This is a genomic window from Pseudomonas sp. NFX224, assembly GCF_048565165.1.
Taxonomy (GTDB): domain Bacteria; phylum Pseudomonadota; class Gammaproteobacteria; order Pseudomonadales; family Pseudomonadaceae; genus Aquipseudomonas.
The window spans coordinates 22,112-47,885 of the sequence record NZ_CP183416.1; the positions used below are offsets into that span (position 1 = coordinate 22,112).

Here is a 25,774-nt window from a genome sequence, read left to right on the forward strand (position 1 = left end):
CCACCCGGCCCCCAGGGTCGCGTAGCAATCGAATCCGATCTAGGCGAGCACCCACAATGTCTGCATTGTTCACTCCTTTCCAACTCAAAGACATCACGTTACGCAACCGCATCGCGGTTGCCCCAATGTGTCAGTACGCCGCAACGGATGGTTTCACCAATGAATGGCACCACGGCCACTATCCAAGCCTGGCCCGTGGGGGTGCCGGTCTAGTTGTAGTTGAAGCAACTGCCGTGTCGCCTGAAGGTCGTATTACACCTGACTGCTTGGGGATCTGGAACGATGCTCAGGTCGAGGGGCTGGCAAAGATTGCGAAATCGATAAAGGCGAGCGGCGCCGTAGCAGGATTACAAATTGGTCATGCTGGCCGAAAAGGCAACACCAATCGCCCCTGGGAGGGTGATGACCATTTCCCCGTAAGCGATCCCCGTAGCTGGACGACGATCTCCCCCTCGGCTATCGCTTTTGGAGGCATCCTGCCACGCGTTCCGCAAGCAATGACTGTGAAGGACATTGAACGTGTAAAGCAAGATTTCTCGCGCGCCGCCCATCGAGCATATACAGCAGGATACCAGTGGCTAGAACTGCATTTTGCCCATGGTTTCTTGGGGCAAAGCTTCTTCTCACCTTACGCGAACCAACGCACCGACAATTACGGCGGCAGTCTCGAAAACCGCAGTCGCTTTCTTCTCGAAGCCTTGGAAGAGGTACGTCGCGTGTGGCCCGAAAATCTGCCATTAACCGCGCGATTCGGTGCCATCGAGTTTGATGGTAGAGATGAAGAAGCGCTGGCTGAGTCCATCGAGTTGACTCATGCATTACGCAAAGGTGGACTGGATCTACTCGATGTCAGCGTTGGTTTCAGCTCTATAAACACCAAGATTCCTTCTGGCGACGCCTTACTGCTTCCGATCACAGAGCGCATTCGTCGTGAAACAGGGCTGCCTGTCGCTGCAGCATGGCGCATGGATAACCCTCAAACAGCTGATCGAGCGATCAGACAAGAGCAATTGGATGTAGTGATGTTGGCTCACGCCTTCCTGGCTAACCCCCACTACCCCTTTGAGGCAGCCAGAGCCCTCGGAGTTGATCACAGTTCAATGATGCCGGCCATTTATGCCCATTGGCTAAAGCGCTACAGAGGCGTTTCCGATCGCCAAATGTCCTAGCAAATTACTCGAACATCCTTAACGTCCGGTCAATACAGATTGGGCGTACGCAATGGAAACCGCGACAAATATGAACCTGCCTCTGATTGCTCTTGCTGTTGGCGCTTTTGCTATCGGCGTGACGGAATTTGCGCCCATGGGAATGCTGCCTGTAATTGCCACAGGCATAGGCGTATCCATTCCAACTGCTGGCCTGCTTATCAGTGCGTATGCAATTGGAGTCACCATCGGAGCGCCGCTGGTTACCCTTTCTACAACGCGAGTACCTCGGCGCACTTTGCTCATCCTGTTAGCTGGAATATTTGTTGCGGGCAACGCACTGTCCGCGCTGTCCAGTTTCTATGAAATGCTTCTCGTAGCGAGAGTTATTACATCGCTTGCCCAAGGGACTTTTTTCGGCGTCGGCGCTATCGTCGCAGGGAACCTGGTACCTGCGGGTAAACAAGCGACCGCAGTGGCCATGATGTTCATGGGGTTGACCATTGCGAACGTCGTTGGGGTACCGGCAATTACTTGGATTGCCGAACAGGTCGATTGGAGAACTGCATTCTGGTGCATCACCGGCCTTGGTATCGTTACCATGCTAGCGCTTAGATTGACACTACCCGTCGTGCCCTCCGCTGACGTGGCCAACGCGATGCAAGAACTCAAGGTGCTCACGCGGTCGGATGTACTAGGGGCGCTTGGCTTAACTGCATTGGTATCGAGCTCGCAGTTTACGGTCTTCACCTACATCTCTACGATCTTGCGAGCGGAGTCTGGTGGGTCAGTGGGGTTCATCACTGCCATGCTAACCACCTACGGCGTTGGCATGTGCGTGGGTAACTGGCTAGGTGGAAAGTTCTCGGATCTTAGCGTTGAGCGCACCCTCATGGTCGCACTCGCGGCCCTGGCGGTGAATCTCACCGCAATGGCCATTCTACTGCCCTATAAAATTCCAACAGCGCTGCTGATGTTCCTGTGGGGTGTCACAAGTTTCGCTCTCATCCCTGCACTCCAGATCAGAGTGATGGGGGCGGCAAAAGACGCCCCTAGTCTCGCGTCGTCAGTAAATATTGGAGCCTTTAATCTTGGTAATGCTTCGGGTGCAGCGCTTGGAGGTGCCGTCATAGCCACTGGTTTTGGATACTCAGCTGTCGTCATGACTGGGGCGTTGATCGCAGCTTTAGCACTTATAATCGTCCTACTCCTAGCACAGCACGCGAGGTCATTGAGTGAGGCGAATTAATATCTCAGCGGGGAAAGGCTGTCTTCAATCGGCCGTAAATAAGTAACGCAGCGGCCAACAACTGCAAGGCTCCACCGATAAAAGCAGCTGTTATCGATAGTTGATCCAACAGTAAACCTCCGACCCCTGCTCCGAGCATCACAGAGATCTGGATCGTGGCGATCATCAGGCCGGCGCCGCTTTCCGGATTGTCAGGCACTGCTCGGGTGAGCCAGGTCGACCAGACGACAAATATCGCAGCATTGAAGGTGCCGAGGAGCATCATGCTGGAAGCTAGCAACCAGTTATTTGATCCTGACGATAGTAAGCACAGAGCAGTACCACCAACAGCCAAAGGTAGCCCGACTAAAAGCGCATGTAAGCGGAGCGCGACAAGAACGGTGGCTGCATAGGTGCCTGCGAAGCCCGCTATCCCCATCACCAGCAGCAAGCTGGAAATAGTAGATATGTCACCGTGAGAGCGGATTTCCAAGAACGGTCGCAGATAGGTGAAGACACAAAACACCCCTGAAAAGGTCAGTGTTAATCCCACCATGGCATATGCGATGTCTCTTCGCTTGAGCAGGCGAACTAGCGTACCAACGGAATTGGGCTTCTCGGATGGCATAGTTGGCAAGCTATGCCACTGCCAAGCAAGGTTAACTACGACTAGCGGAACCATTCCCCAAAACACAGCGCGCCAACCCAAAGCGCCACCTACGTAGCTTCCAATAGGGCTCGCAAACGCCGACGCGAGAGCATCACCGCCATAGAGAACACCTAATGCTTTGGCAACGCTGCTTGCTGGGACAAGCCTCATGATGGTCGCTGTCGACAGCGCCCAAAACCCACCTACTGCAGTTCCGAGAAATGCCCTGGCCATGATCAAAGCACGGTAGCTACTTGCCTCTGCGATCAGCACCAGCGAGGTTAACAACAAAACTGTCAGCCCAATGAGGAAATATCGACGATCGAGCCGTCCTGCCAATGGCGAGATGAACAGGCTCGCCGCTACTGCGAACAAGCCGGACACAGAGATGGCCTGACCAGCCATTCCTTGAGTTGTTTCTAAATCAGCAGCAATAGGTGTCAGCAAGCTGACCGGCATGAACTCGGAAGCGATAAGCATCGCCACGCACATCCCTAGTGACCCGACTGCACTCCATACACGCGGAGAGGGCTTTTCGCAGCCAACCTCGATAGCCGACATCTGTGAGTCCTGTGAGCGAAAACGAACGCAAAATAGTATTTGATCCGGTAGGCATGAGATATCGACACGGAGTTGACACTATGTTGCACGGTGCGGACGAATCGCTCTTCGTGAAAGTCTTAGCTTTCAACACGTGGCCTTACGGTTTGATCTGCTTCAGCTCATTCAAAAGCTCCAATAGTTGCTGAAGCTTTTCACTGCCAAATTGGGCAAGGATCTTCTGATAGTTGTCTTCCATATCTTCACTCATGGCGACGTAGCACTGTTGCCCCTTTGTTGTCAGTTCAACATGTACGCGTCGTTGATCCTGTTCCGATTTGCGGCGGCTCACTACGCCATCTCGCTCCATTCGCGAAAGAACCCCAGTCATGCTCGGTTTCAGGATGCACGCTTGCTGAGCGAGCTGAAAAATCTCCATCTCACCGTTCTGGCGAAGAATTCGGATTATTCGCCATTGCTGCTCAGTCAATCCTCGCTCATTGAGCGACGGCCGAAAAAATCCCATCGCTGCTTCGCGCGCCTGCAACAAGGTCAAGGTGAGTGATGGTCGTGGCGCGGTCATGCGGTCTGCTCGCTAAAAAATAAAAAGGTTTCGAATTTAACCAATAATCGTGGGAACAACGCAACGGGTGCCGATGGCAAACATCTCCATAGAGCGACATTCCGTCCATAACCATCGTCAAAATACCTGTTGGACTGGCGTCGCAGTAGATCAGAAAAAATTCGCCAACGGTTATTGTTAATATCTTAACGATAAGGTTAGCATGTTAACCAGTTCAGGTGGTCACCGCCCGCTGGCATGGCCGTCTGCCTTTGACACCTGGGATATCCCAGCCAGATTCAGGAGTGAAGCATGCGCCGCGCTGCTAGCGAAATCGCCACGGGTACCTTGTTCGGCATAGCCTTGAATTACCAAGGTTTGCTGGAAAGCCGACTGCAAGAGTTCAATGAGCCGCCTTACCAAAAGCCGCCGCAAAAACCGGTTCTGTTCATCAAAACGCCAAACACCCGCTCAACGGACGGTCAAGCTGTATCTGCCCCTGCTGGCGAGCGCTTGCAACCTGGGCCAGCTCTGGGTGTAGTGATCGGAAAAACTGCGAGCCGTGTTGACGAAAAGAACGCCTTCGCACATGTCGCGGGCTACGTGGTCGTCAACGAATTCAGCCTGCCGGAAGACAGCTACTACCGCCCTGCCGTCAAAGCCAAATGCCGCGATGGGTTCTGCGCGTTTGGTAATGACGTTATCCCCACCGGCGAAATAGCTGATGTCCATGCGCTGGTAATCAAGCTGCTGGTCAACGGTGAGGTTCGCCAGGAAAACACCACTGCCAATTTCGTCCGCAGCATTCCACGGTTGATTTCTGAGCTCAGCGAGTTCATGACGCTCCATGAGGGGGATGTGCTGATCACAGGTACGCCAGAAGGTCGCGTCGACGTATTACCCGGCGATGAAGTCGTCGTGGAAATCAGCGGCCTTGGTCGTCTGACCAACCACATTGTGGCGGAGTGAGGAAATACTGATGAAGCACGCACGTATCCAATACCAGAACAAAATCCATGCGGTCACAGTAGAAGCGGATAACGCCGTTCGCCTCGCGGATGGACGACTCCTTGCTGAACAAGACGTTGAATGGCTCCCGCCCGCGCAAGGGAGCATGTTTGCCCTGGGGCTGAACTACGCAGATCATGCAGCGGAACTGGCTTTTAACGCGCCTACAGAGCCACTGGCATTCATCAAGTCCCCAGGCACCTATACCGGCCATAACCAGGTCACGTGGCGCCCTGACAACGTCAAGTACATGCACTACGAGTGTGAGTTGGTCGCAGTGATCGGTAAGCCAGCGCGCAACGTAAAGCGAGAAGACGCGCTGAGCTATCTGGCCGGTTATACGGTGTGCAACGACTACGCAATTCGCGACTACCTGGAAAACTACTACCGGCCAAATCTGCGCGTGAAAAATCGCGACTGCACAACACCTGTCGGCCCATGGATCGTCGATGCCGCTGATGTACCAGACCCGTCGAAGCTCAAGTTACGCACTTGGATCAATGGCGAGTTGAAACAGGAAGGCACGACTGCCGACATGATCTTCGACATCCCTTACCTGATCGAATACTTCTCAAGCTTCATGACCCTGCAACCGGGCGACATGATCGCCACCGGCACGCCAGAAGGCTTGGCCGACGTCGTGCCCGGGGATGAGGTGGTGGTGGAAGTAGAAGGCGTTGGCCGTTTGGTTAATCGCATCGTCAGCGAATCCGAATTCTTCGCCGCTCGCGGCTGAAACGACAAGAGAGAACCATCATGATCAAGCACTGGATCAACGGCCGGGAAGTCGAAAGCAACGACACGTTCACCAACTACAACCCCGCAACTGGCGAAGCCCTCGGTGAAGTCGCGAGTGGCGGTGCCGATGAAATCAACTTGGCCGTTGCAGCAGCGAAAGAGGCGTTTCCAAAATGGGCTAACACCCCTGCCAAGGAACGCGCCAAGCTAATGCGCAAGCTAGGCGAACTGATCGACTTAAACGTTCCAAACCTGGCCGAACTTGAAACCCTGGATACGGGCCTGCCGATCCATCAAACCAAGAACGTTCTGATTCCTCGCGCGTCGCACAACTTCGATTTTTTCGCCGAAGTCTGCACCCGTATGGACGGCCACAGCTACCCAGTCGACGACCAGATGCTCAACTACACCCTGCGTCAGCCGGTCGGCGTGTGTGCCCTGGTTTCGCCGTGGAACGTGCCGTTCATGACGGCCACCTGGAAGACCGCACCAGCCTTGGCACTCGGTAATACTGCGGTACTGAAAATGAGTGAGCTGTCGCCGCTGACCGCCAATGAGCTGGGGCGCCTTGCGCTTGAAGCCGGTATCCCACCAGGGGTGCTTAACGTGGTTCAAGGCTACGGCGCCACGGCCGGTGATGCATTGGTGCGTCACCCGGATGTACGTGCCATCTCCTTCACCGGTGGTACTGCTACCGGTCGCAAAATTATGCAGACGGCTGGTCTGAAAAAGTACTCCATGGAGCTCGGCGGCAAGAGCCCAGTGTTGATCTTCGATGATGCGGATCTGGATCGTGCTCTTGATGCAGCGCTATTCACCATCTTCTCTCTGAACGGTGAGCGTTGCACCGCCGGCAGCCGGATCTTCATCCAGGAAACTGTTTACGACCAGTTTGTCGCCGAGTTTGCGGCACGTGCCAAACGCTTGATCGTAGGCGACCCGCAAGATCCAAAAACGCAAGTTGGCTCCATGATCACCAAGGCCCATTACGACAAGGTCACGGGTTACATCAAGATCGGGATTGAGGAAGGTGCAGAGCTGCTTGCAGGTGGCCTTGCGCGACCTACAAATCTGCCTGCACACCTGTCCAAAGGCCAGTTCATTCAACCGACCGTATTCGCGAATGTGGACAACCGCATGCGTATTGCGCAAGAAGAAATCTTTGGCCCAGTGGTTTGCCTGATCAAGTTCAAGGACGAGGCCGAAGCGTTGCGTTTGGCTAACGAAACTGAATACGGGCTGGCGTCTTACATCTGGACTCAAGACATCGGTAAAGCGCATCGTCTGGCTTATGGGATCGAAGCTGGGATGGTGTTCATCAATAGTCAGAACGTCCGTGACCTTCGTCAGCCCTTCGGCGGTGTGAAAGGCTCCGGCACAGGCCGCGAAGGTGGTGAATACAGCTTCGAAGTGTTCACCGAAGCGAAGAACATCTGCATTTCCATGGGCAGCCACCACATTCCACGCTGGGGCGTGTGACGATCAATTCACAAGCGTGACCCTGTCGGGTTTATATACCTGTAAGGGTCACCGGCTTCCTACGCGCAGACCAATCACAAGAATTCGGGCTCTTCGGAGTCCCGCCAGGAGAACCGCCATGGGCAAGCTCGCTCTAGCCGCCAAGATTACTCACGTTCCGTCGATGTACCTGTCAGAACTGCCTGGCCCCAAGCAAGGATTCCGCAAGGCAGCGATCGACGGTCATCACGAGATCAGCCGTCGCTGCCGAGAGTTGGGTGTCGACACGCTCGTCGTTTTTGACACTCATTGGCTGGTCAACGCCAATTATCACATCAATTGCGGGCCGCATTTCAAAGGCCTATATACCAGCAACGAACTCCCCCACTTCATCAGCAATATGGAATACGAGTTCCCGGGCAACCCGGAGCTGGGAAAGATCCTGGCAGATGAATGCAATCGATTCGGAGTGGAAACCATGGCGCATCACGCCACCACTCTCGCACCGGAATACGGCACCCTCGTTCCGATGCGCTACATGAACGCCGATCAGCACTTCAAGGTGATTTCAGTCTCCTCACTTTGCACTTCTCACTACCTCAACGACAGTGCTCGCCTCGGGTGGGCAATGCGCAAGGCGGTAGAAGATCACTACGACGGTACTGTGGCGTTCCTGGCGAGTGGCTCACTCTCTCACCGATTTGCCCAGAACGGCCAAGCGCCTGAATTTGCCACCAAAATCTGGAGCCCGTTCCTCGAGACCCTCGACGAGCGAGTCGTCCAGATGTGGGAAAACGGCGAATGGGAAGAGTTCTGCGGAATGCTTCCTGAGTACGCAGCAAAGGGACATGGGGAAGGCTTCATGCACGACACCGCGATGCTACTGGGTGCCATGGGCTGGTCGAAGTACGACGGCAAGGTTGAGGTTCTGACGCCTTACTTCGCTGCTTCCGGAACGGGTCAGATTAATGCGGTCTTCCCCGTTACAGAGCAAGACGGCTCGACCATCCCGTCAGCCAGCGCTTCAAATCCGACCGGTGTGGCTTTCACCAGCCGTCTGTAATCGCGCTGCCGTCCCGACCGAAGGGACGGCCGATACTCCGCCAAAGGATGATCGATATGCCTCATTTAGTGCTGCTATACACCCCAGACCTCGAACAGTCGACTGATATTCCCAGCCTGTGCCGAGCGCTCGCAGACACCATGCTCGAACAGCGTGACGAAACCGGAAAGGCTGTATTCCCCACAGGTGGTACCCGTGTGCTGGCCTATCCAGCAGCGCACAGTGCTGTCGCTGACGGTAAGGGCGAATATGGCTTTCTTTACGCCAACTTGCGCATGGGGGCGGGCCGAACTTCAGCCGTACATAAAAAAGTCGGCGACAGCCTGCTGGAAGTATTACGTGCCCATCTTGGCGAAATTCTTCTTGAACGGCCGGTTGGTATCACCCTTCAGATCGATGAGAGCCCCGGCCAGGTCTATGACGGGAAGCAAAGCAGCCTCCATCCGCTCTTCAACAAGCCGTCCTCATAAGGGGCTGAGGAAACACCTCACTGCTGGCGACCTCGACCGCCGCCCCCTTTGATGTCCGTCGCCTCGCCAAATCTTCTTTCAAGAGAGACCCGTCATGCTCGACTCAAATTTGATCCAACAGGCTGCTGCTCGCCTTGATACCGCCGAACGCACGCGCCAACAGGTACCCCAGTTCTCCCTGAGCTACCCCGACATTACCATCGAAGACGCTTACGCCATCCAGCGGGCGTGGGTGGCGCAGAAAATCAAAGACGGTCGCAAGCTGGTCGGTCATAAAATCGGCCTGACCTCCCGTGCCATGCAGGTATCGTCGAACATCACCGAACCCGACTACGGCGCCCTGCTCGACGATATGCTCTTCGACGAAGGCACTGACATTCCGTTCGAGCGCTTCATCGTGCCCCGGGTTGAAGTCGAGCTGGCCTTTATCCTTGGCAAACCCCTCAAGGGCCCGAACGTCTCGGTGTTCGACGTGCTTGACGCCACCGAGTGGGTTATCCCGGCGCTGGAGATTATCGATGCGCGTATCCAGCAGGTTGATCCCCAGACAGGGGTTACCCGCAAGGTATTCGATACTATTTCTGATAACGCGGCGAACGCCGGTGTGGTCATGGGTGGCCGCGCTGTGCGCCCTACCGAGATTGACCTGCGCCGAATTCCTGCCGTTCTTTATCGCAATGGGGTGATTGAGGAATCGGGAGTGAGTGCCGCCGTACTCAACCATCCAGCTAAAGGGGTCGCCTGGCTTGCGAACAAGCTCGCTGCCTACGACGTAACTCTTGAGCCTGGCCAAATTATCCTGGGTGGTTCCTTCACACGGCCTGTAGCAGCCAACCCGGGTGACACGTTCCATGTCGACTATGACCAACTGGGCAGCATTGCTTGCCGATTCGTCTAGGGGGATGACCGATGCTGAAAAACTCATTCAAAGCTCGCCTTAAAGCGGGCGAACCACAAATCGGTTTGTGGCTGGGCTTAGCCGATGCGTATTGCGCGGAGCTTGCCGCTAACGCCGGGTTCGACTGGTTGCTGATCGATGGCGAACACGCGCCCAATGATCTGCGCAGCTTGCTTGGCCAGTTGCAGGCTATTGCGCCCTACCCTTCGCAACCAGTGATCCGACCCGTAGTAGGCGACACCGCTCTGATCAAACAAGTGCTGGATATTGGAGCGCAAACCCTCCTAGTCCCGATGGTCGAAACCGCAGAGCAAGCTCGCCAGCTCGTGCGCGCAATCACCTACCCGCCGAACGGCATTCGTGGTGTTGGTAGTGCCCTGGCTCGGGCGTCGCGCTGGAACAGCGTTCCCGAATACCTGGATAAGGCCGACGAGGAAATGTGCCTGTTGGTTCAGATCGAAAACAACGACGGCCTGGCCAACCTCGATGCCATTGCAGCAGTCGACGGTGTGGATGGTGTATTTATCGGCCCTGCAGATCTCTCTGCCGCCATGGGCCATCGCGGCAACCCCGGGCACCCTGACGTACAAGCGGCGATCGAAGATGCAATAGCGCGTGTGCGTAACGCCGGCAAGGCTGTCGGGATTCTCAGTGCCGACCAGAAGCTGGCACGACGCTATCTCGAGTTGGGTGCCACCTTCGTTGCAGTGGGGGTCGACACCACCGTGCTGATGCGCGGCCTTCAAACCCTAGCCGGACACTTCAAGAACATCGAACCCACCGCTCCTGCTGGAGGCGGTGTGTACTGACAAAGCGAGAACCATATGCAACTCAATGATTTGACTCTTCTACGTGAACAAGCATTTGTAAATGGTGAGTGGATTGAAGCGGACGATAAAACCCGCTTTCCAGTAACCAACCCAGCTAATGGCGAGCTAATCGCTGAAGTAAGCTCTTTGGGCGCGGCTGAAACCAGTCGAGCTATCAAAGCTGCCGCAGCAGCGTTGCCAGCCTGGCGCAGCAAAACCGCCAAGGAACGCAGCAAGCTGTTGCGTACTTGGTACGACTTGATCATGGCCAACCAAGAAGACTTGGCCCGATTGCTCAGCTGGGAACAAGGCAAGCCTCTAGCCGAGGGCCGTGGTGAAATTGCTTACGGCGCGAGCTTCATCGAATGGTTTGCCGAAGAAGCTAAACGGATATACGGGGACGTCATCCCTCACGACAAGTCTGGGCGCAGGCTGGTAGTTATCAAGCAACCGATCGGTGTAGTCGCAGCTATTACTCCGTGGAACTTCCCCAATGCAATGATCACCCGCAAGGTCGGCCCAGCGCTGGCTGCTGGCTGTACTGTGGTACTCAAACCCGCCTCGGAGACGCCCCTTTCAGCGCTCGCTCTGGCGGTGCTAGCAGAACGTGCCGGCATTCCTGCCGGTGTGCTAAACATCGTCACCGGTCGCCGTTCCCGTGAAATAGGCGCAGAGCTTACTGGCAATCCCATTGTGCAAAAGTTGTCATTCACCGGTTCTACCGGAATCGGCAAGGTGCTAATGGCCCAATGCGCTGAAACCATCAAGAAAGTCAGTCTTGAGCTTGGGGGAAATGCACCTTTCATCGTGTTTGACGACGCTGACTTGGATGCTGCAGTAGAAGGCGCAATCGGATCTAAATTTCGCAACACCGGGCAGACCTGCGTATGCACCAATCGTTTGCTAGTGCAGAACGGTGTTTACGATGAATTCGCTCAGCGCTTGGTCGCGGCCGTTGACGCCCTCAAGGTCGGCCCCGCCGACCAAGACGGGGTACAACAAGGCCCACTCATCAATGCCAGTGCGGTGAGTAAAGTCGAAGAGCATATTGTCGACGCGGTAAGCAAAGGCGCAAAGATATTAGCCGGCGGACAGTCTCATTCTCTAGGAGGGAATTTCTTCCAGCCAACCGTACTGGGCGACGTCACTGCGCAGATGCTTGTGGCTCGTGATGAGACCTTTGGCCCATTGGCTCCATTGTTCCGTTTTGACACTGAAGACCAAGCCATTGCAATGGCTAACGATACCGAGTTCGGGCTCGCTTCTTATGTGTATACGCGCGACCTCGGACGTGCGTGGCGCGTAAGTGAAGCGCTGGAATACGGCATGGTCGGGGTGAACGAGGGGTTGATTTCTACAGAGATCGCGCCATTCGGAGGCATCAAGCAATCCGGATTAGGGCGCGAAGGCTCGAAATACGGTATTGATGACTATATCGAGCTTAAGTACATGTGCCTCGGTATTGCTTAACGCTACCTGGAAATTATCAGTGCGCGCTTAAATACCGGTACAGATAACTTCTAAAAAATGGGCATCATTGATGCCCATTAATTTTGATCACCTACATAAATTTTACAAAGGCCGCTATTCCAACCATCAGAAGGCGTGAACGAAGCGCATTCTTACTCCTTTCGTCTCGAAAGCGTTATCGACCTTCACATCCTGGATATACTCAACTTGAAGATTGTCTTTCGAAGTTAGCTGCTTGGCAATACCCAATGCGACCGTTTGCACCTTTGTTTTGTCATCCTGATTAAGATTATCCAGCTTTGTTTCGCCACCTGTGGCGTACGTGTATTTTGCAGAGGCCCAAACCGTAGGGGTTAAATTGTACGCGTAGATTGTTTGAAGGCTGTATACCTTGTCCTTTTTTTGCTCCTGACCTTGATAGTCATCATTGCCCCCAAAAAAGTCGACTGCGGCAATCACGTCGAGTGTTGTTTTCTCGCCAAACCACTTAGTCATACCGACCTCTGCAGTATAGCTCCAGCGGTGAGAGCCCAAGCTGGAACCAGGACTGTTGTCGTTGTATGTACCGGTAGGCACGGTGACGTATGGCGTAAATGCAACATATGTTTTGCTTGCCGGATCATTTACAAACCAGAAGGAACTAAGAAGTACGATATCGCCAAAACCAGTACGACGGCGATCGACTGCCCCTGGAATATCAACATTTAAGTTCCCCATTGGCAGAATGATCTGAGGATCAATGATCATTCCGCCAACTTCCATAAAGTGCACGTAGCGCGCAACAATCATATCGGTCGAAAAGTCCGAACCAATATCCTTCCCGTCTGAAACGTAGGTATTGGCTTGCTTATGAAAGTAGTACATAACTGCGAGATCAACTCCCGCTGGAGCAGCCATATAATCCCGGGCCATAGCATCTCCCGCGGCCTGAACTTGGCCTGCCATTGAAATAAAAAAAGGGGTAGCAAAAGCAAGCGAGCATAGCTTTCTATTCATTGGGTAGTTATTCTTTTTATTGGTTTTAGATTTTGTGTAGTCGACAGCAAAGCGCCGCTTACAGATCGGAACTACTAAATGTTGCGCGAATAAAGGCTTAGCGGGATTGCTCGCCGCAAAGCCTCGAAAACTCCGGTGTCACGCTTTTCCGTGCTCGGTGACGAACTGTGAGCTAATCACGCTTTGTTTGACTTTGCGCCGATGGTCATACAGCCATGCTGCCGCAAAAAACACGACAACAACCAACGGAAGCAATGCGGAGGTTTGAAAGATTGAGCCCGCAGCAGCAACCATGACCTGATCGTGCGCAACAGTGCCTTCTTTGAGCGTCGCAAACGCGACCTCGCCGCCGGCGCTCGAAATTTTTGCCTGGTCAAACAATTTGCCGAACAAGGGCATAAATACATATGTCGAAAGCATGCCGGCAGATGCAGTCAGCCCGATAGCCAAAGACCCGCCTTTGGGAAAGCGTTCGGACGTTCCAGCTAACATCGTCGGCCATAGGACACTGGTTCCCATTCCAAACAGCAGCGCGGCAAAAAGACCTGTTCCTGGACTCGCTGCCTGGCTTAGCAGTGCGAGTCCGGCGAAAGAGAAAAGGCACCCCAGAAACAGGATACCGCTGGAGCCGAGGTGGTGATTCAAGAACCCCGTGAAAAGTCGCACGATGATCTGCACCGTGTAGATGAAGGCAACTAACCAGAAGCCCTGGATACCCACAATCTTGGTGAGCGTCAGGTCGATCCAGCTGCTAGGCACCAGCTCCGTTGCGGCCGTCAAAAACATCGCGCAAACAAACAAATAGAATGCTGGCCTAGTCAGTGTGTGCTTGAACATATCGGCAAACGATACGCCGTGAGCCACACGCTCACTCGGTGGATACTTAACACGAGAAATCAACACCAACGCGACGCAGGCCGGAATAAACACCAGACCTAGCTGAAGCTTCCATCCCAACGCGAACGTTTCGACCATCACACAGGCCGGAGCCGCGATCAGCATGCCGAGCGCGAATGCCGCGTGAAACAAATTGAGTTTAGGAACCTTTTTCGTGGGGTAAATAGTCACGACCAAAGGATTAAGCGCTGCCTCAATCGACCCCCATGCAAGCCCTTGAAGAAGCGAGCCCCCCCAAAGCAATTGATAGGCGTAATCGGAACCCGGTGCCGCTGACACCAACGTCAAAGTGCCAAGCAGGTATAAAACCACGCTTAGCACGTGTGTACGGCGCAGTCCAATCGAGTCTACAAGCGCCGACATCACAAAATTTGCTATCGCAAACCCGAGGAACAACACGCCTAGCACTTCACCGATCATCGCACCTGATGTAAGTGGATTGGTTGCATCGAAGAAATCATGCTTGATCGTGCTCGCGGCATTGAGTCGCAACAGCACCTCGAACCCCATACAAAACTGCGTGATAAACGCGGCGATGAAGATCCGAGTAACGGGGACACCCTCCAGGTACTTGGGAAGGGCTGGCTGAGTACTTTGCATACTTAAGACTCCTTTCACCGATGGATGCTCGGTGAACGTAGGTTGTTGTTATTGTTGTTTTCGTATGTCCAATTGAGTTCGCCGCAATGGATATCTATTTGGATGGTTATCCTCAAGCTGCTAAATGGGGCAGCAGCATTCGTGGCAGCCCTTGAAGGACTGCCAGATGTGATGGCTACTGATCGGCTTATTGGGTCGCTAGGCTTTTACAAGATCTGGTCGAGTAGGCGCCGTTGCTTCACTTATGCGTTTCATACTTGGAATACCTCGCTGACTGATGAACTCAGCAGCTCGTTCTGCAATCATGATGACCGGAGCAGTAGTGTTCCCTCGAATCAGAACGGGCATCACCGAGGCGTCAGCCACTCTGAGCCCCTCAATCCCTTTTACTTTGAGTTCAAGGTCTACAACGGCTTCTGGCCCTGTGCCCATGGCACAGGTGCCCGCAGGATGAAATGCGTTCTGAGCATGATCACGAACATACTTTTCTAGGGAAGCTTGATCGTCACCCACTGCAGTTCCGGGCATCATCTCGCTGTCAATGAAGCGAGCCAGTGAAGGCGCCTTGAGGAACCTGCGCGCGAGCCGGAGACCGTTGACCAAGTTTTGAAGATCTCGTGGATCGCTCAGATAATTGGCATTGATGACAGGACTATCAGCGGCGTTGCTGCTGCGCAGCCGAATTTGTCCGCGTGAATAGCTCGTTAGGCAGCATGGAGCAACCGAGTAGCCGTGAACCGGTGCTTCATCGGCAAGCTTTCCCCAAGCAGTAGAGGCCATAGCCAAGGTATGAATCTGGATCTCGGGACGGCCGTCCCCGTCCAGATCGAAGAACCCACCACTTTCAACTAGGCCAGAACTAAGAATGCCACTGCGGAACATGCTCCATTCAACACCGTGTTTGAGCGCCTTCAGCCCCTTATCCTGGCCCAGCAGGCTAATCGGATCTTTGAGCTTCCCATCAACGGGGGCCACCAGGTGATCCTGAAAGTTTTCACCAACACCTGGCAGATCCATCACCAGTGGAATTCCATGCTCCTTCAGATGCTCAGCCTCCCCGATCCCCGATAGCATCAGCAACTTGGGTGTGATGACGGTACCGGCGCAAAGAATGACCTCTTGGCGCGCGGTAATAATGCTTTCCTGTCCAGCACGATCACTGAGTACAACACCCTTGGCACATTTATCTTCGATGAGCACACGTGAAACCCGAGCGTTCGTTCGGATAGTGAGATTTGACCTGGATTTAGCAGCACGAAGATAGGTTCTGGCAGTGCTGCCGCGCTCCCCTTTCTGGCTGGTAATCTGGTAATAGCCCACACCAGACTGATCCTCACCATTGAAGTCATCGTTGTAGTTGAATGGATCACCATTATCATCAGAGGTCTCTTGGGCCGCTCTGATGAAAGCCTCACTAAGGACGTGCCGGTGCTTGCTGTCGGAAACAACGAGGGGGCCTTCATTACCGTGAAGCGGGCCACTTAAGCGCTGGTTGTTTTCAGCTTTTTTGAAGTACGGAAGCACATCATCGAACGCCCACCCCTTGCATCCCATGCGCGCCCAACCATCGTAATCTTCCCGCTGACCACGAATGTAAATCATCGAGTTGATCGAGTGCCCGCCCCCAAGCGTGCGGGCTTGCATCACTTGAATTGGGCGGTTGCTCACATGCTTAGAGGGTTCTGTGTGGTACGTGCTGGTTCGTTGGGTACCCATCATTCGAAAGTACCCTCCATTCATGCGGATGAAGAGGTTGTTGTCACCGGGGCCCTCTTCGAGCAGCAGGACGGTCTTGCTCGGATCTTCGCTAAGGCGGGAAGCGACAACGCAGCCACCTGCGCCGCCACCGACGACAATAAAGTCGTAAGCGTTGGTACTCATATCATCACCGTTTCGCTGTTGTATTTATTCGGAGCGCATGGGATGACATGGTAGGGGGATGAAGCCGGCATCGGCTTGGGCAGTTGCGCCAAGCTCTTGGTTGGCTGCGCCAGCTCCTATGACGATTAGTGATGGGTTCCGCGCAATACCTCGTTAGGCGTTATTCCGTAGGTTTTTTTGAAGACCTTGCTGAAGTGTGAGAGATCGTTGAAGCCGCAAATCAAAGCTGCTTCACTGACTTGGCGAACTCTTCCCTCGCTCAGGGCTTTGTAGCTCGCCTCCAACCGTTGAGACCACAGCCAGCGATTAGCACTGCTGCCTTCGGCGGCAAACAGTCGATTCAGTGTTCGCATCGATATGTTGTGCTTGGTGGCCACCTCTGTAAGCAACAGTTCTGGATCACCCAGATTGTTTAGCATGTATCGCCTGATCTGCTCGATAGGGCTTTTATGCGCTGACTCACATGTAGGATTCACTTTTGAGTCGAAAGCGAACGCGATGATGTCGAGCATCCCACTGACAAGTCGAGAGTCATCAGAAGATCCATATACAGAGCCCCAGGCAAAGCCTTCCCTGACCATTCCTCCGATCATTGAGCCCAGAGCAGTATTGGCCTTGATAGCCAGGGACATTGCTGACTCTTCTCCATGGATTCGTTCCAGCACACTGAATCGAGGAATCTTGACTGCAATTGTCCGGGAGCCTTTGGGGTAGACAATGCTGGACGGGGCCGTGGCGCTGTAGAGAGCAATGTCACCAGGCATCAGGATAGCCTCTCTATTGTGCTGCTGGAGTATCCCGGTACCCGAGACCTGCAGTATCAACTGGAAATGCTCTTCCTCATGGCCTTTCAGTTGCAAGGGGCCGCGAAAGTACTCCATAGGCGGTGACACTACGTCAATAAGCCCGAGGTGCCCCATTTGGCAGCCTTTCATCTCTCCATGAAACAGGCCCTCTCCCTGCTTACGGCAGTCGACGTTCAGGAAGGTTTCGCAGATCGCATCAGCCCAATAAGCGAAGCGTTTGCGGTGATCAACTTGGCAGGTATTGAAGGCATTGAGCATGGTGCACAGGCCTCGGATAAGTGAACGTTTATTATTTGTTAATACATTAACAACATTGCGTTCTGCCGGTCAACGCTCCTGCCCCACCGGCCATCGTCTTATTGGCGCATCCAGCCTAACGGTTGGCGCGCAGAACCAAGCACCCTCTTAGGGTGGGTCGTAGCCTTCTATCCATCGTTTCCTACAAAAATAAGAAGGCTTTAGAACATGCAAACTGCTAATGGCCCTTCCGGCCAAAAAACGTTTGATTATATTGTAGTTGGCGGCGGCGCAGCTGGCTGTGTTGTAGCGGCTAGGCTCATTGAAGATCCAGCTAATCGGGTTCTGCTTCTTGAGGCTGGGCCACACGCTCGCCACCCCCTGATAAAAATGGCGGGTGGGTACTTCAAGATTCACGGCACCTCACGCACCTTTCTGTTCAAAAGTGAACCTATCCCAGGCGCAAACGGCAGACAGCTATCACTGCTTCAAGGCAAGACCTTGGGCGGTGGCACCGCTATCAACGCCATGTGCTACAACCGTGGGCAAAAAGAAGACTATGACGGCTGGGCGGCGGACGGCTGTGAAGGCTGGAGCTACGACGAAGTGCTGCCTTTCTTCAAGCGCGCTGAAAATAACAGCCGCCTCGCGGGCCGTTACCATGGGACAGAGGGCCCTCTTCGGGTCTCCGACGGTTTACACCGCCATGAGCTGAGCAGCGCGTTTATCGTTGCGGCACAGCAGGCTTCTGGAGCCCCAGGACTGCCTGCTGCGTTCAACCACGACTTCAATGGCGAGAAGCAAGCCGGCGTGGGTTTCTATCAGACAATGACCCATCGTGGTGAGCGCAGCAGCAGCTACGTCGCCTATATACAGAATGCAGAAAAGCGCCCCAACTTAACTGTTTGGACGGATGCCGCAGTACACAAAATCCTTTTCAATGGAACGCGCGCTATCGGCGTGAAAGTGAGTCACGGCAGCACGGTTAAAGACGTCCTGGTAAATAAAGAAGTTGTGCTTTCCGCTGGCGCATTTATGTCGCCAAAACTGCTAATGCTTTCTGGTATCGGGCCTGCCGAGCACCTAAAGGAGCATGGTATAGAGGTCATCGCTGATATTCCCGGGGTGGGTCAAAACTACCAAGACCACGTCTTGGTTCCGGTCGATGCCGACCTAAAGAATCCAATCAGTCTGATGGGCCAGGATCGGGGTTGGCGCGCAGTTTCGAACGGCCTGCAGTGGATGCTCTTCAGAACTGGCGTACTGACCTCCAATATCGTGGAATGCGGCGCCTACTTCGATACCGATGGCGATGGGCGATCCGAGATTCAGCTGAATGCCCTCGCAGCCTCATCCTGTGGATGGGGTGACCCTATTCCGCAGGTACACAGGTTCTCTCTCGCGCCGCTCAGTAACGCTTGTAAATCTCGCGGCCAAGTGCAGCTGCGTAGCGCCAACCCTGACGACATGCCAAAAGTTTATGGCAACTACCTGAGCGCCCAAGAGGACGTCGACAATCTCGTCAAGGGTATCCGCCTAGCCCGGAAAATTATGGCTGCCCCCGCCTTGGCCAAGTACCTCAAAGAGGAGTCTTTGCCAGGTAGCAGCGTCAGCAACAGTGATGAGGATCTGGAAGCGTATGTGCGCGCCCGTGTCAGCACAGCGCTCCATCCAACAGGCACTTGTGCCATGGGTGTGGGCTCCAATGCGGTAGTAGATCCTCAGTTACGCGTGCATGGCATACAGGGTTTACGTGTGGCGGACGCTTCAATCATGCCCAACATTATCCGAGGTAACACCGCAGCTCCAACAATCATGATTGCTGAGCGCGCGGCTGATTTCATACATCAAGAATCGGCGTTTATACGTCAAAGAGCGACGGCATAGAGGTGCGCCATGAGTAAAATTTTTAAACCGCTGACGCTTCGCAGCGTGACACTGAAAAACCGCATAGTGATGGCGCCCATGCTCATGTATACGGGCCAGGAAGATGGCACGGTCAATGACTTGCATCTGGCGCATTATGGCGCTCGGGCACTGGGTGGGGTGGGATTGATCACCTCCGAGGTAGTGGCCGTTGCTCCTCAAGGACGCATAAGCCACACAGACCTGGGTCTTTGGGAAGATGCCCAAATAGAGGGGCTCGCACGCCTCTCAAAAATGATCCGCACCTGTGGCGCTAAAAGCAGCCTCCAGCTTGCTCACGCAGGGCGCAAATCCTCCGTCGAAGGCGAGATTGTGGCGGCTTCCGCTATTGCTTATAGCGACATACATCGCACTCCCGCCCAGCTGACAACGGATGAAATCAAAGAGATCGTGCGAGCGTATGCGCGGGCAACAGAGCGTGCGCGAAAGACGGGTTTTGACTGCCTTGAGATCCACGCGGCGCATGGTTATCTCATCCACGGTTTTCTTTCTCCACTCACCAATCAGCGAAGCGATGAATACGGCGGCAATGAAGAAAACCGCAATCGTTTGCTGATCGAAATAGTCACCGCCGTCAGGGAAATCTGGCCGCAAGATAAACCACTGATCGTTCGACTATCAGCAGAAGACAAAGCCGGCACTGGAGGCAACACAGTAGACGTCACCACCCGTCTTTGTGCTTCGCTGAAGGCACTTGGCGTGGATCTGCTGGGTATCTCAGCAGGTGGGCTTACGCCCACATTCGATGGCGAAATTTTCCCAGGGTATCTGGTGCCTTACGCCTCGCATGTTCGCAAAGAGCTGAACATGCCCGTTGGCTGCAACGGCTCCATTACCTCCAGCGAGTTGATCGAATCGATTCTGCATTCCGGATCCTCCGATGTTGTGTACGTGGGACGAGAACTGCTGCGCAATCCCTTCTGGCTGCTGGATGTTGCCAAGGCCGCTGGCGTTGAGCTGCCGCTCGCAATCCCGACTTATGCGCGAGCAACGGGCCCCTACGTACGCGGGCATTGACGGCTTCTACACCGCAACGGCCAGACTGGAGCAAACAAATGAATACTGAATGGCAAAAGCAATTGGCAAGGCAGGAGATCCTGCACCGCCTCAATGAGTACTGCTGGGGATATGACTCCAACAATATGGAGTTGCTCGGCAGCGTGCTCACCGATGACGCAAAGAGCGGGGGCGTTGTTTCGAACTCCAGCCTCTCGTGGGGCCCTTGGGTTGGAAAGTCCACTGTGGTCAGCGCTCTCAGTGACATCCGGAACTCTCAACCGGATCGCCGTCGCCACGTCGTCGATACCTACATCTTCGACGAGCTCTCCGACCACACCGCAACGGCGCGCGTGTATGTGACGATTTTCTCTTACGGTAATGGAAAGGCGCCCCACCTGGTCGCTACCGGGGAGTACAGCCTCGACGCCGTGAAAACACCTGACGGTTGGCTATTCGAACGCTTGGAAGAGGTTCTGGACTGTCCTTTCTAGGCCCTTTCCGAGCCGGCGACCTGCAAAAAACATAGGAATCAGCGAAATGACCACGACCAACAAAAATGTAGATTGGGCTCACGCGCAAGCAGTGCTGGACGTCTTTCACCGCTACGCATGGGGTTACGACTCCAATGATATGGAGTCGATGGGCGCGGCCTTTGCCGAGGACGGCGTTACGAGTGGCGTGATCACGAACTCCAATAATGGCTGGGGCCCCTGGAAAGGTCGCGGCGAAATCATCGCAGGCTTGCAGGCCATTCATGACAGCCAGAATGATCAACGTCGCCACCAGATCACAACGCCAATGTTCGTCAGCCTATCCAGTGATGAGGCGGTGCTGAAAGCATATCTTTCTTGCTTCGCTACCCCGCCCGGTGGGCAGCCCTCGCTGGTTACCACTGGGGAATATCTCGCATACCTTTCTTGCAAAAACTCGGTTTGGCAGATCGATCGCTTAGACGTCGTACTTGATGGCGATTTCTGACGCTTGTGCCAAACACCCTTCACACAGAAAAAATTGGATTACCAACAGATGACAACACTACTCGACTCTTTTCGCCTTGGAGATCTGGAGCTTCCCAACCGGCTCATCATGGCTCCCCTCACCCGCGCGCGCGCTACTGTGGAGGGCGTACCTACAGCCCCTATGGCGGAATACTATGCACAGCGAGCAACAGCTGGACTGTTGATCTCAGAGGCGACCAATGTCAGCGCCATGTCGTGCCCCTTTGAACGGGCACCTGGTTTGTTTACTGACCAGCAGGTAGAAGGTTGGAAACCAGTCACTTCTGCCGTGCATGAAGCTGGCGGACGGATATTTGCCCAGTTGTGGCATGGCGGGCGAGCCGGCGCAATGGGCACCCTGAATTGGGCAGAACCATTGTCCCCTTCGGGTTTCAATGATGACGTCGATACTCTCCACGTCTGGGCTCTGCTGAAAAATGACAACTACGTGCGCATCAGTGCTACGCCTTCCAGAGCAATGACTTTGGAGGAAGTTCGCAGCACTATTGCTGAATACAAAAAGGCCGCACAAAACGCGATTGCCGCTGGTTTTGACGGTGTCGAGATTCACGCTGCCAACGGCTACCTTCCTCACCAATTCCTTTCGGCTCATGTTAACCGTAGGGATGATGAATACGGAGGTACGATCGAAAATCGCGCTCGTTTCCTTCAGGAGATTGTCGAAGCAGTCTCCGAAGTAGTACCCGTTTCCCGTATTGGTGTGCGGATATCGCCTTTCACAAATTACAACAGTGCCCTTGATGACTTTGCGGCGGACACTTATGCGTATGTCGGCCGCCTGCTTCAGGAGAAAGGCGTCAGTTACATCCATATTGCCGATGTGAACGGCTGGTTCGGTGCGCCCGACCTCGAGAAAATTCTTGGCATTCTGAGCGGCAATTTTGAAGGAGCCCTGATCGCGAATGGTGGCCTGGATATCGAAAAAGCAGCGGCACTTGTGAAAGAAGAGCGAGTACCACTGATTGGATTCGGGCGCTACTTCATCGCCAATCCTGACCTAGTAGAACGTGTAAAAACTGGTGCGCCGTTGAATGAATTGAACAACCTTCGACTGTATGCTGGTGGCGAAGACGGATATACCGATTACCCTCGAAGCGCTTGACCGTTTAGACAAAAAAAGCCCACATTGAGTGGGCTTTTTTTGCATTCGTGTAAAACATCTATGTTTCTACCGTTATCACGTGCGGCACAATCCGCATGACCGGCACATGAAATGCTTAGCTAGTAGCTGGCACGAATCTGTCCTCGACCTTTCCAGGGATGATCGTCAGCAACAAAGCCGCCAAAGCGAACAAACCACCAGCGGGCGCAATAGCTTCGTAGCCGAAGCCCATACTCAAAACGAGACCACCAGCTGCTGCACCGACAGCGTTCCCAAAATTGAACGCGCCCACGTTCACTGCTGATGCCAGTGCGGGGGCGCCCGCTGCGAGTGTCATGACGCGCATTTGCAACGGTGCCACAAACCCAAAACTGGCCACGCCCCAAATCAATAGCGCAGTGGTTGCACCAGGAACAGTGGATGCCACCATCGGAAAGATGAAGCTAACGCAAGACAGCAAAATCAGGAAACCTACCAGCGTCGCTTTGAGAGACCGGTCTGCGAGGCGCCCGCTGATAGCGTTGCCAAGAGTGAATCCGAGCCCAATGACAACCAGCATTGCGGTGATCACCGTCGCGGAAGCTTTGGTGACCGAATCGAGCACAGCTGCGATATAGGTATACAACGTGAACATTGAACCAGCAGCTAGCACTGTCGTCATTAGTGCCGCCAAGACCGATGGTTGGATCAGAACTCGCAATTCTGTGGAGACGTTCGGGCGTTTTTGCGCGACGTCCCACGGCAGGGCGAAATAAAGTGTGATCAAGGTAAACAAACCTACTCCACCCGTAGCCAGAAACGCCACACGCCATCCTGCCTCATGACCGAGCCAGGTAGCCGCAGGTACGCCGGCGATATTGGCAACGGTAAGCCCCATGAACATACTCGCGATCGCTGACGCCCTTCGATTAAGCGGAACAAGGCTGGCGGCAACCAATGAACCGATACCGAAAAATGCACCATGCGCAACGCTGGTTACAATTCGCGAACCAACCAGGAGCTCGTAAGAAGGAGCGAACACTGACAGTAGGTTACCCAACGTGAATATCGCCATAAGCACCAGGAGTGCGGCTTTGCGTCGGTAGGCGCTCAGGTACAAAGTAGTAATCGGCGCGCCGATCATCACACCTATGGCATAAGCACTGATCAGCAACCCGGCAGATGGAATTGAAACCTGCATGTCCTTGGCAATATCAGGCAAGAGGCCCATCGGCGAAAACTCGGTCACCCCAATGGCGAACGCTCCGAGTGACAAAGCAAATAAACGAAAATTCATAAAAGCTATCCGTGAGTAATTTCCGCAAAGGTTACTCACGGATAGCTTTTTGTTCAACCCATTTTTTCTTGCGACCGAAGATCACTAACCCCGAATACCCTCGCAGATAAGCAACGCACATTCATGCGCCGCGAGGTTACGCTCTTCAACCGTGGTGCTCTCTCGCGCAATCTGATCAAGCATCCCGACGTAGCATCTTCCAATTTGGGCAGCTCGTATGTCCGATCGAAAGATGCCCATGACCTGTTCTTTTTCCACGTTGGAGGCAATCCAGGAAGCAAGCCCTGCTTTCGTTTCCTTGCACCCGGGAGGCTGGAAGAAACCAATCTCCGTGAGGTCGGGATCTGAGGCGAGGAACTCGAGAACGCTGAGCATTGCAGCTTTGACATTTCCCAGAAGCTCCTCCTGACCGCTGATAAGCAACGTGTTGGTAAGGGTTTCAAGTCGGTGCCGAAACTCCTCAACTAGCGAATCATAGGCAGCTTCCTTGCTTTCAAAATACTTGTAGAAGGCAGGCTGTGTCAGGCCGCTCGCCTTCACGATGTCGCTAACCTTGGTATTGTGAAATCCTCGATCAGCGAACTCAGCTGCGGCAATCGTACGTAGGCGGGCACGAGTTTTTTCGCCCTTCGTGAGGGTTACACCGCTACTCATTTTTTGGGGGAACATGGCTTGGCCTTGGAGACGTTGCATTGAGTTCATGTTATTGGCATGAAGGCAACGGTGCAAACGCGGTTCTAGATCAAACCTCAAAGGAAAAGGAGGTGCTCGGCTTGGCGCTAGTGGGTACGAGTGTATCTCCAAGCCGGGTTGTCATTAGCCCAACCAGCTACGCCGCCTCCGCGCGGCACTTATTCGGGCCATCACGCCAAGCCTTGAGTGCCTCCAGATCCTGACGCAACTGCGGCTCATCCGGAATGAAGAGGCCGACGGCAAGAACTATAAATCAAGGCGTCGGAGCTTGGTCTATAAGGTATCCACGGTCTTTCATAGACTGCCAGAACTCTGCTGGGACGATTGTTTTGACGGCTCGCACATCCTCATCGATGCGTGAGGGTTTGCTCGACCCCGGTATGACTGCTGCAACAAGGGGATGAGCCAGGACAAATTGAAGCGCAGCAGACTTGATCCCTACATCAAACGACTGAACAAGCTTTTGGATTTCTTGCACTTTGGCGATTACCTCCGGAGGTGCTTCCCGGTAGTTGAAATGCTTGCCTCCAACCAGAACGCCGGAGCTGTAAGCTCCCCCTATCACGAACTCCGCACCATGTTTTTCCGCTTTAGCAAACAAGCGTTCGAACGGTTGGTTGTGGTCGAGGATGGAGTACCGACCGGCTAGCAGAAACCCATCCGGCTCCGACTCCTCCAAATCAAGCGTCAGCTCGCAAGGTTCGACCCTGTTCACGCCCAAGCCCCATGCCTTGATGACGCCCTCCTCCTTAAGCCTGGCCAGCACCTTGAATGCACCAGTGCGTGCAATGTTGTAGTGCTCTATCCAATGATCCCCGTGGGCATCTTGTGCAGGGTCATGGACATAAACCACATCCAATCGATCCATTTTTAGCCTTTCAAGACTGCTCTCGATCGATCGTAATGTAGCGTCAGCAGAGTAGTCAGTGATGATCTTGTTGGGTCTCCCAAACTCGAAATCTCCTTTGTACGAATTGCCCCGCCCTTCATCGCTGATCAACCTGCCAACTTTACTGCTGAGTGTGAATTCATCGCGGCCGTATTTTGATAGGGCCAACCCGAGACGCTCTTCGGCCAGACCGGCGCCATAAAGCGGCGCAGTATCAAAGTAACGAATGCCTGCATCCCAAGCGGCCTCAACCGTTGTGGCCGCTTCCTCCTCAGGAATAGCCCGGAACGCATTTCCGAGCGGGGCAGATCCAAACCCAATCGGCCGATTATTTTGTCTTTTAGGCTCATGACCTCTCCTACTAGATGAACGAAATGAGCGTGCCCTCGAAAGGCTCAACTCACCTGATTGG

Annotated in this window: 23 protein-coding genes and 1 pseudogene; 15 read left to right on the forward strand and 9 right to left on the reverse strand. The window is 54.1% G+C overall.

Annotated elements, in window-relative coordinates; genetic code table 11:
- Positions 1–56: 56 nt before the first annotated feature.
- Positions 57–1,169, forward strand: a complete 1,113-nt coding sequence (locus tag ACNYC6_RS00100; RefSeq protein WP_419710516.1) for an NADH:flavin oxidoreductase/NADH oxidase — start codon at positions 57–59, stop codon at positions 1,167–1,169.
- A gap of 70 nt (positions 1,170–1,239) precedes the next feature.
- The gene (locus ACNYC6_RS00105) at positions 1,240–2,397 is read left to right on the forward strand and encodes an MFS transporter (RefSeq protein ID WP_419710517.1); all 1,158 of its coding nucleotides are present in this window, start codon (positions 1,240–1,242) and stop codon (positions 2,395–2,397) included.
- Between the two features lie 4 nt (positions 2,398–2,401).
- Here ACNYC6_RS00105 and ACNYC6_RS00110 read toward each other — a convergent pair whose 3' ends face one another.
- The gene (locus ACNYC6_RS00110) at positions 2,402–3,586 is read right to left on the reverse strand and encodes an MFS transporter (protein WP_419710518.1); all 1,185 of its coding nucleotides are present in this window, start codon (positions 3,584–3,586) and stop codon (positions 2,402–2,404) included.
- A 139-nt stretch (positions 3,587–3,725) separates the two neighbouring features.
- Complete coding sequence (hpaR, locus tag ACNYC6_RS00115; RefSeq protein WP_419710519.1) at positions 3,726–4,148, reverse strand: homoprotocatechuate degradation operon regulator HpaR; 423 nt, start codon at positions 4,146–4,148, stop codon at positions 3,726–3,728.
- A gap of 291 nt (positions 4,149–4,439) precedes the next feature.
- On the opposite strand from hpaR, the gene ACNYC6_RS00120 reads away from it, so the two are divergent.
- The 8 genes from ACNYC6_RS00120 (at position 4,440) to ACNYC6_RS00155 (ending at position 12,041) form a co-directional block, all read left to right on the forward strand.
- Positions 4,440–5,096: a fumarylacetoacetate hydrolase family protein gene (locus ACNYC6_RS00120; protein ID WP_419710520.1), complete on the forward strand. Its 657-nt coding sequence runs from the start codon at positions 4,440–4,442 to the stop codon at positions 5,094–5,096.
- Between the two features lie 10 nt (positions 5,097–5,106).
- Positions 5,107–5,871, forward strand: coding sequence for a fumarylacetoacetate hydrolase family protein (locus tag ACNYC6_RS00125; protein WP_419710521.1), 765 nt, complete (start codon positions 5,107–5,109; stop codon positions 5,869–5,871).
- A 20-nt stretch (positions 5,872–5,891) separates the two neighbouring features.
- On the forward strand, positions 5,892–7,352 hold the full coding sequence (hpaE, locus tag ACNYC6_RS00130; RefSeq protein ID WP_419710522.1) for a 5-carboxymethyl-2-hydroxymuconate semialdehyde dehydrogenase: 1,461 nt from the start codon (positions 5,892–5,894) through the stop codon (positions 7,350–7,352).
- A gap of 118 nt (positions 7,353–7,470) precedes the next feature.
- Positions 7,471–8,394, forward strand: a complete 924-nt coding sequence (hpaD, locus tag ACNYC6_RS00135) for a 3,4-dihydroxyphenylacetate 2,3-dioxygenase (RefSeq protein WP_419710523.1) — start codon at positions 7,471–7,473, stop codon at positions 8,392–8,394.
- 56 nt (positions 8,395–8,450) lie between these two features.
- Positions 8,451–8,864 (forward strand): 5-carboxymethyl-2-hydroxymuconate isomerase, encoded by a 414-nt coding sequence (locus tag ACNYC6_RS00140; protein ID WP_419710524.1) that lies wholly within the window; start codon positions 8,451–8,453, stop codon positions 8,862–8,864.
- A 94-nt stretch (positions 8,865–8,958) separates the two neighbouring features.
- Positions 8,959–9,762: a 2-oxo-hept-4-ene-1,7-dioate hydratase gene (hpaH, locus tag ACNYC6_RS00145; protein WP_419710525.1), complete on the forward strand. Its 804-nt coding sequence runs from the start codon at positions 8,959–8,961 to the stop codon at positions 9,760–9,762.
- 11 nt (positions 9,763–9,773) lie between these two features.
- Positions 9,774–10,571, forward strand: a complete 798-nt coding sequence (gene hpaI, locus ACNYC6_RS00150; RefSeq protein WP_419710526.1) for a 4-hydroxy-2-oxoheptanedioate aldolase — start codon at positions 9,774–9,776, stop codon at positions 10,569–10,571.
- Between the two features lie 15 nt (positions 10,572–10,586).
- Complete coding sequence (locus ACNYC6_RS00155; RefSeq protein ID WP_419710527.1) at positions 10,587–12,041, forward strand: NAD-dependent succinate-semialdehyde dehydrogenase; 1,455 nt, start codon at positions 10,587–10,589, stop codon at positions 12,039–12,041.
- A gap of 126 nt (positions 12,042–12,167) precedes the next feature.
- Here ACNYC6_RS00155 and ACNYC6_RS00160 read toward each other — a convergent pair whose 3' ends face one another.
- The 4 genes from ACNYC6_RS00160 to ACNYC6_RS00175 form a co-directional block, all read right to left on the reverse strand.
- Positions 12,168–13,037 carry a transporter gene (locus tag ACNYC6_RS00160; protein ID WP_419710528.1) on the reverse strand — a complete coding sequence of 290 codons (870 nt, stop codon included), beginning with the start codon at positions 13,035–13,037 and terminating at the stop codon, positions 12,168–12,170.
- Positions 13,038–13,175: 138 nt separating this feature from the next.
- Complete coding sequence (locus ACNYC6_RS00165) at positions 13,176–14,534, reverse strand: MFS transporter (RefSeq protein ID WP_419710529.1); 1,359 nt, start codon at positions 14,532–14,534, stop codon at positions 13,176–13,178.
- A 198-nt stretch (positions 14,535–14,732) separates the two neighbouring features.
- Complete coding sequence (locus ACNYC6_RS00170; protein ID WP_419710530.1) at positions 14,733–16,415, reverse strand: GMC family oxidoreductase; 1,683 nt, start codon at positions 16,413–16,415, stop codon at positions 14,733–14,735.
- Between the two features lie 125 nt (positions 16,416–16,540).
- Complete coding sequence (locus ACNYC6_RS00175; protein WP_419710531.1) at positions 16,541–17,479, reverse strand: helix-turn-helix domain-containing protein; 939 nt, start codon at positions 17,477–17,479, stop codon at positions 16,541–16,543.
- A gap of 207 nt (positions 17,480–17,686) precedes the next feature.
- On the opposite strand from ACNYC6_RS00175, the gene ACNYC6_RS00180 reads away from it, so the two are divergent.
- Genes ACNYC6_RS00180 through ACNYC6_RS00200 form a run of 5 tightly spaced genes read left to right on the forward strand, consistent with a single transcriptional unit; the run spans position 17,687 to position 22,504 of the window.
- Entirely contained in the window at positions 17,687–19,345 is a 1,659-nt protein-coding gene (locus ACNYC6_RS00180) for a GMC family oxidoreductase (RefSeq protein ID WP_419710532.1), read from the forward strand.
- A 9-nt stretch (positions 19,346–19,354) separates the two neighbouring features.
- On the forward strand, positions 19,355–20,401 hold the full coding sequence (locus ACNYC6_RS00185; RefSeq protein ID WP_419710533.1) for an NADH:flavin oxidoreductase/NADH oxidase: 1,047 nt from the start codon (positions 19,355–19,357) through the stop codon (positions 20,399–20,401).
- Between the two features lie 38 nt (positions 20,402–20,439).
- Positions 20,440–20,874, forward strand: coding sequence for a nuclear transport factor 2 family protein (locus tag ACNYC6_RS00190; protein ID WP_419710534.1), 435 nt, complete (start codon positions 20,440–20,442; stop codon positions 20,872–20,874).
- A 46-nt stretch (positions 20,875–20,920) separates the two neighbouring features.
- Entirely contained in the window at positions 20,921–21,361 is a 441-nt protein-coding gene (locus tag ACNYC6_RS00195) for a nuclear transport factor 2 family protein (RefSeq protein ID WP_419710535.1), read from the forward strand.
- Positions 21,362–21,409: 48 nt separating this feature from the next.
- Positions 21,410–22,504 carry an alkene reductase gene (locus ACNYC6_RS00200; protein WP_419710536.1) on the forward strand — a complete coding sequence of 365 codons (1,095 nt, stop codon included), beginning with the start codon at positions 21,410–21,412 and terminating at the stop codon, positions 22,502–22,504.
- A gap of 115 nt (positions 22,505–22,619) precedes the next feature.
- On the opposite strand, the gene ACNYC6_RS00205 is transcribed toward ACNYC6_RS00200, so the two are convergent.
- The 3 genes and pseudogenes from ACNYC6_RS00205 to ACNYC6_RS00215 form a co-directional block, all read right to left on the reverse strand.
- Positions 22,620–23,780, reverse strand: coding sequence for an MFS transporter (locus tag ACNYC6_RS00205; protein WP_419710537.1), 1,161 nt, complete (start codon positions 23,778–23,780; stop codon positions 22,620–22,622).
- An 84-nt stretch (positions 23,781–23,864) separates the two neighbouring features.
- Positions 23,865–24,473 (reverse strand): TetR/AcrR family transcriptional regulator, encoded by a 609-nt coding sequence (locus ACNYC6_RS00210; protein ID WP_419710538.1) that lies wholly within the window; start codon positions 24,471–24,473, stop codon positions 23,865–23,867.
- Positions 24,474–24,726: 253 nt separating this feature from the next.
- Positions 24,727–25,712: pseudogene (locus tag ACNYC6_RS00215) on the reverse strand (aldo/keto reductase).
- Positions 25,713–25,774 lie beyond the last annotated feature (62 nt).

Bases quoted from the DNA above. Each gene is read 5' to 3' on its own strand.
- ACNYC6_RS00210 (WP_419710538.1), bottom strand. From the start codon at position 24,473: ATGCAACGTCTCCAAGGCCAAGCCATGTTCCCCCAAAAAATGAGTAGC.
- hpaE (WP_419710522.1), top strand. From the start codon at position 5,892: ATGATCAAGCACTGGATCAACGGCCGGGAAGTCGAAAGCAACGACACG.
- ACNYC6_RS00170 (WP_419710530.1), bottom strand. From the start codon at position 16,415: ATGAGTACCAACGCTTACGACTTTATTGTCGTCGGTGGCGGCGCAGGT.
- ACNYC6_RS00205 (WP_419710537.1), bottom strand. From the start codon at position 23,780: ATGAATTTTCGTTTATTTGCTTTGTCACTCGGAGCGTTCGCCATTGGG.
- ACNYC6_RS00105 (WP_419710517.1), top strand. From the start codon at position 1,240: ATGAACCTGCCTCTGATTGCTCTTGCTGTTGGCGCTTTTGCTATCGGC.
- ACNYC6_RS00155 (WP_419710527.1), top strand. From the start codon at position 10,587: ATGCAACTCAATGATTTGACTCTTCTACGTGAACAAGCATTTGTAAAT.
- ACNYC6_RS00200 (WP_419710536.1), top strand. From the start codon at position 21,410: ATGACAACACTACTCGACTCTTTTCGCCTTGGAGATCTGGAGCTTCCC.
- hpaR (WP_419710519.1), bottom strand. From the start codon at position 4,148: ATGACCGCGCCACGACCATCACTCACCTTGACCTTGTTGCAGGCGCGC.
- ACNYC6_RS00140 (WP_419710524.1), top strand. From the start codon at position 8,451: ATGCCTCATTTAGTGCTGCTATACACCCCAGACCTCGAACAGTCGACT.
- ACNYC6_RS00190 (WP_419710534.1), top strand. From the start codon at position 20,440: ATGAATACTGAATGGCAAAAGCAATTGGCAAGGCAGGAGATCCTGCAC.
- ACNYC6_RS00160 (WP_419710528.1), bottom strand. From the start codon at position 13,037: ATGAATAGAAAGCTATGCTCGCTTGCTTTTGCTACCCCTTTTTTTATT.
- hpaH (WP_419710525.1), top strand. From the start codon at position 8,959: ATGCTCGACTCAAATTTGATCCAACAGGCTGCTGCTCGCCTTGATACC.
- ACNYC6_RS00195 (WP_419710535.1), top strand. From the start codon at position 20,921: ATGACCACGACCAACAAAAATGTAGATTGGGCTCACGCGCAAGCAGTG.
- ACNYC6_RS00185 (WP_419710533.1), top strand. From the start codon at position 19,355: ATGAGTAAAATTTTTAAACCGCTGACGCTTCGCAGCGTGACACTGAAA.
- ACNYC6_RS00165 (WP_419710529.1), bottom strand. From the start codon at position 14,534: ATGCAAAGTACTCAGCCAGCCCTTCCCAAGTACCTGGAGGGTGTCCCC.
- ACNYC6_RS00125 (WP_419710521.1), top strand. From the start codon at position 5,107: ATGAAGCACGCACGTATCCAATACCAGAACAAAATCCATGCGGTCACA.
- hpaI (WP_419710526.1), top strand. From the start codon at position 9,774: ATGCTGAAAAACTCATTCAAAGCTCGCCTTAAAGCGGGCGAACCACAA.
- ACNYC6_RS00180 (WP_419710532.1), top strand. From the start codon at position 17,687: ATGCAAACTGCTAATGGCCCTTCCGGCCAAAAAACGTTTGATTATATT.
- ACNYC6_RS00120 (WP_419710520.1), top strand. From the start codon at position 4,440: ATGCGCCGCGCTGCTAGCGAAATCGCCACGGGTACCTTGTTCGGCATA.
- ACNYC6_RS00110 (WP_419710518.1), bottom strand. From the start codon at position 3,586: ATGTCGGCTATCGAGGTTGGCTGCGAAAAGCCCTCTCCGCGTGTATGG.
- ACNYC6_RS00100 (WP_419710516.1), top strand. From the start codon at position 57: ATGTCTGCATTGTTCACTCCTTTCCAACTCAAAGACATCACGTTACGC.
- hpaD (WP_419710523.1), top strand. From the start codon at position 7,471: ATGGGCAAGCTCGCTCTAGCCGCCAAGATTACTCACGTTCCGTCGATG.
- ACNYC6_RS00175 (WP_419710531.1), bottom strand. From the start codon at position 17,479: ATGCTCAATGCCTTCAATACCTGCCAAGTTGATCACCGCAAACGCTTC.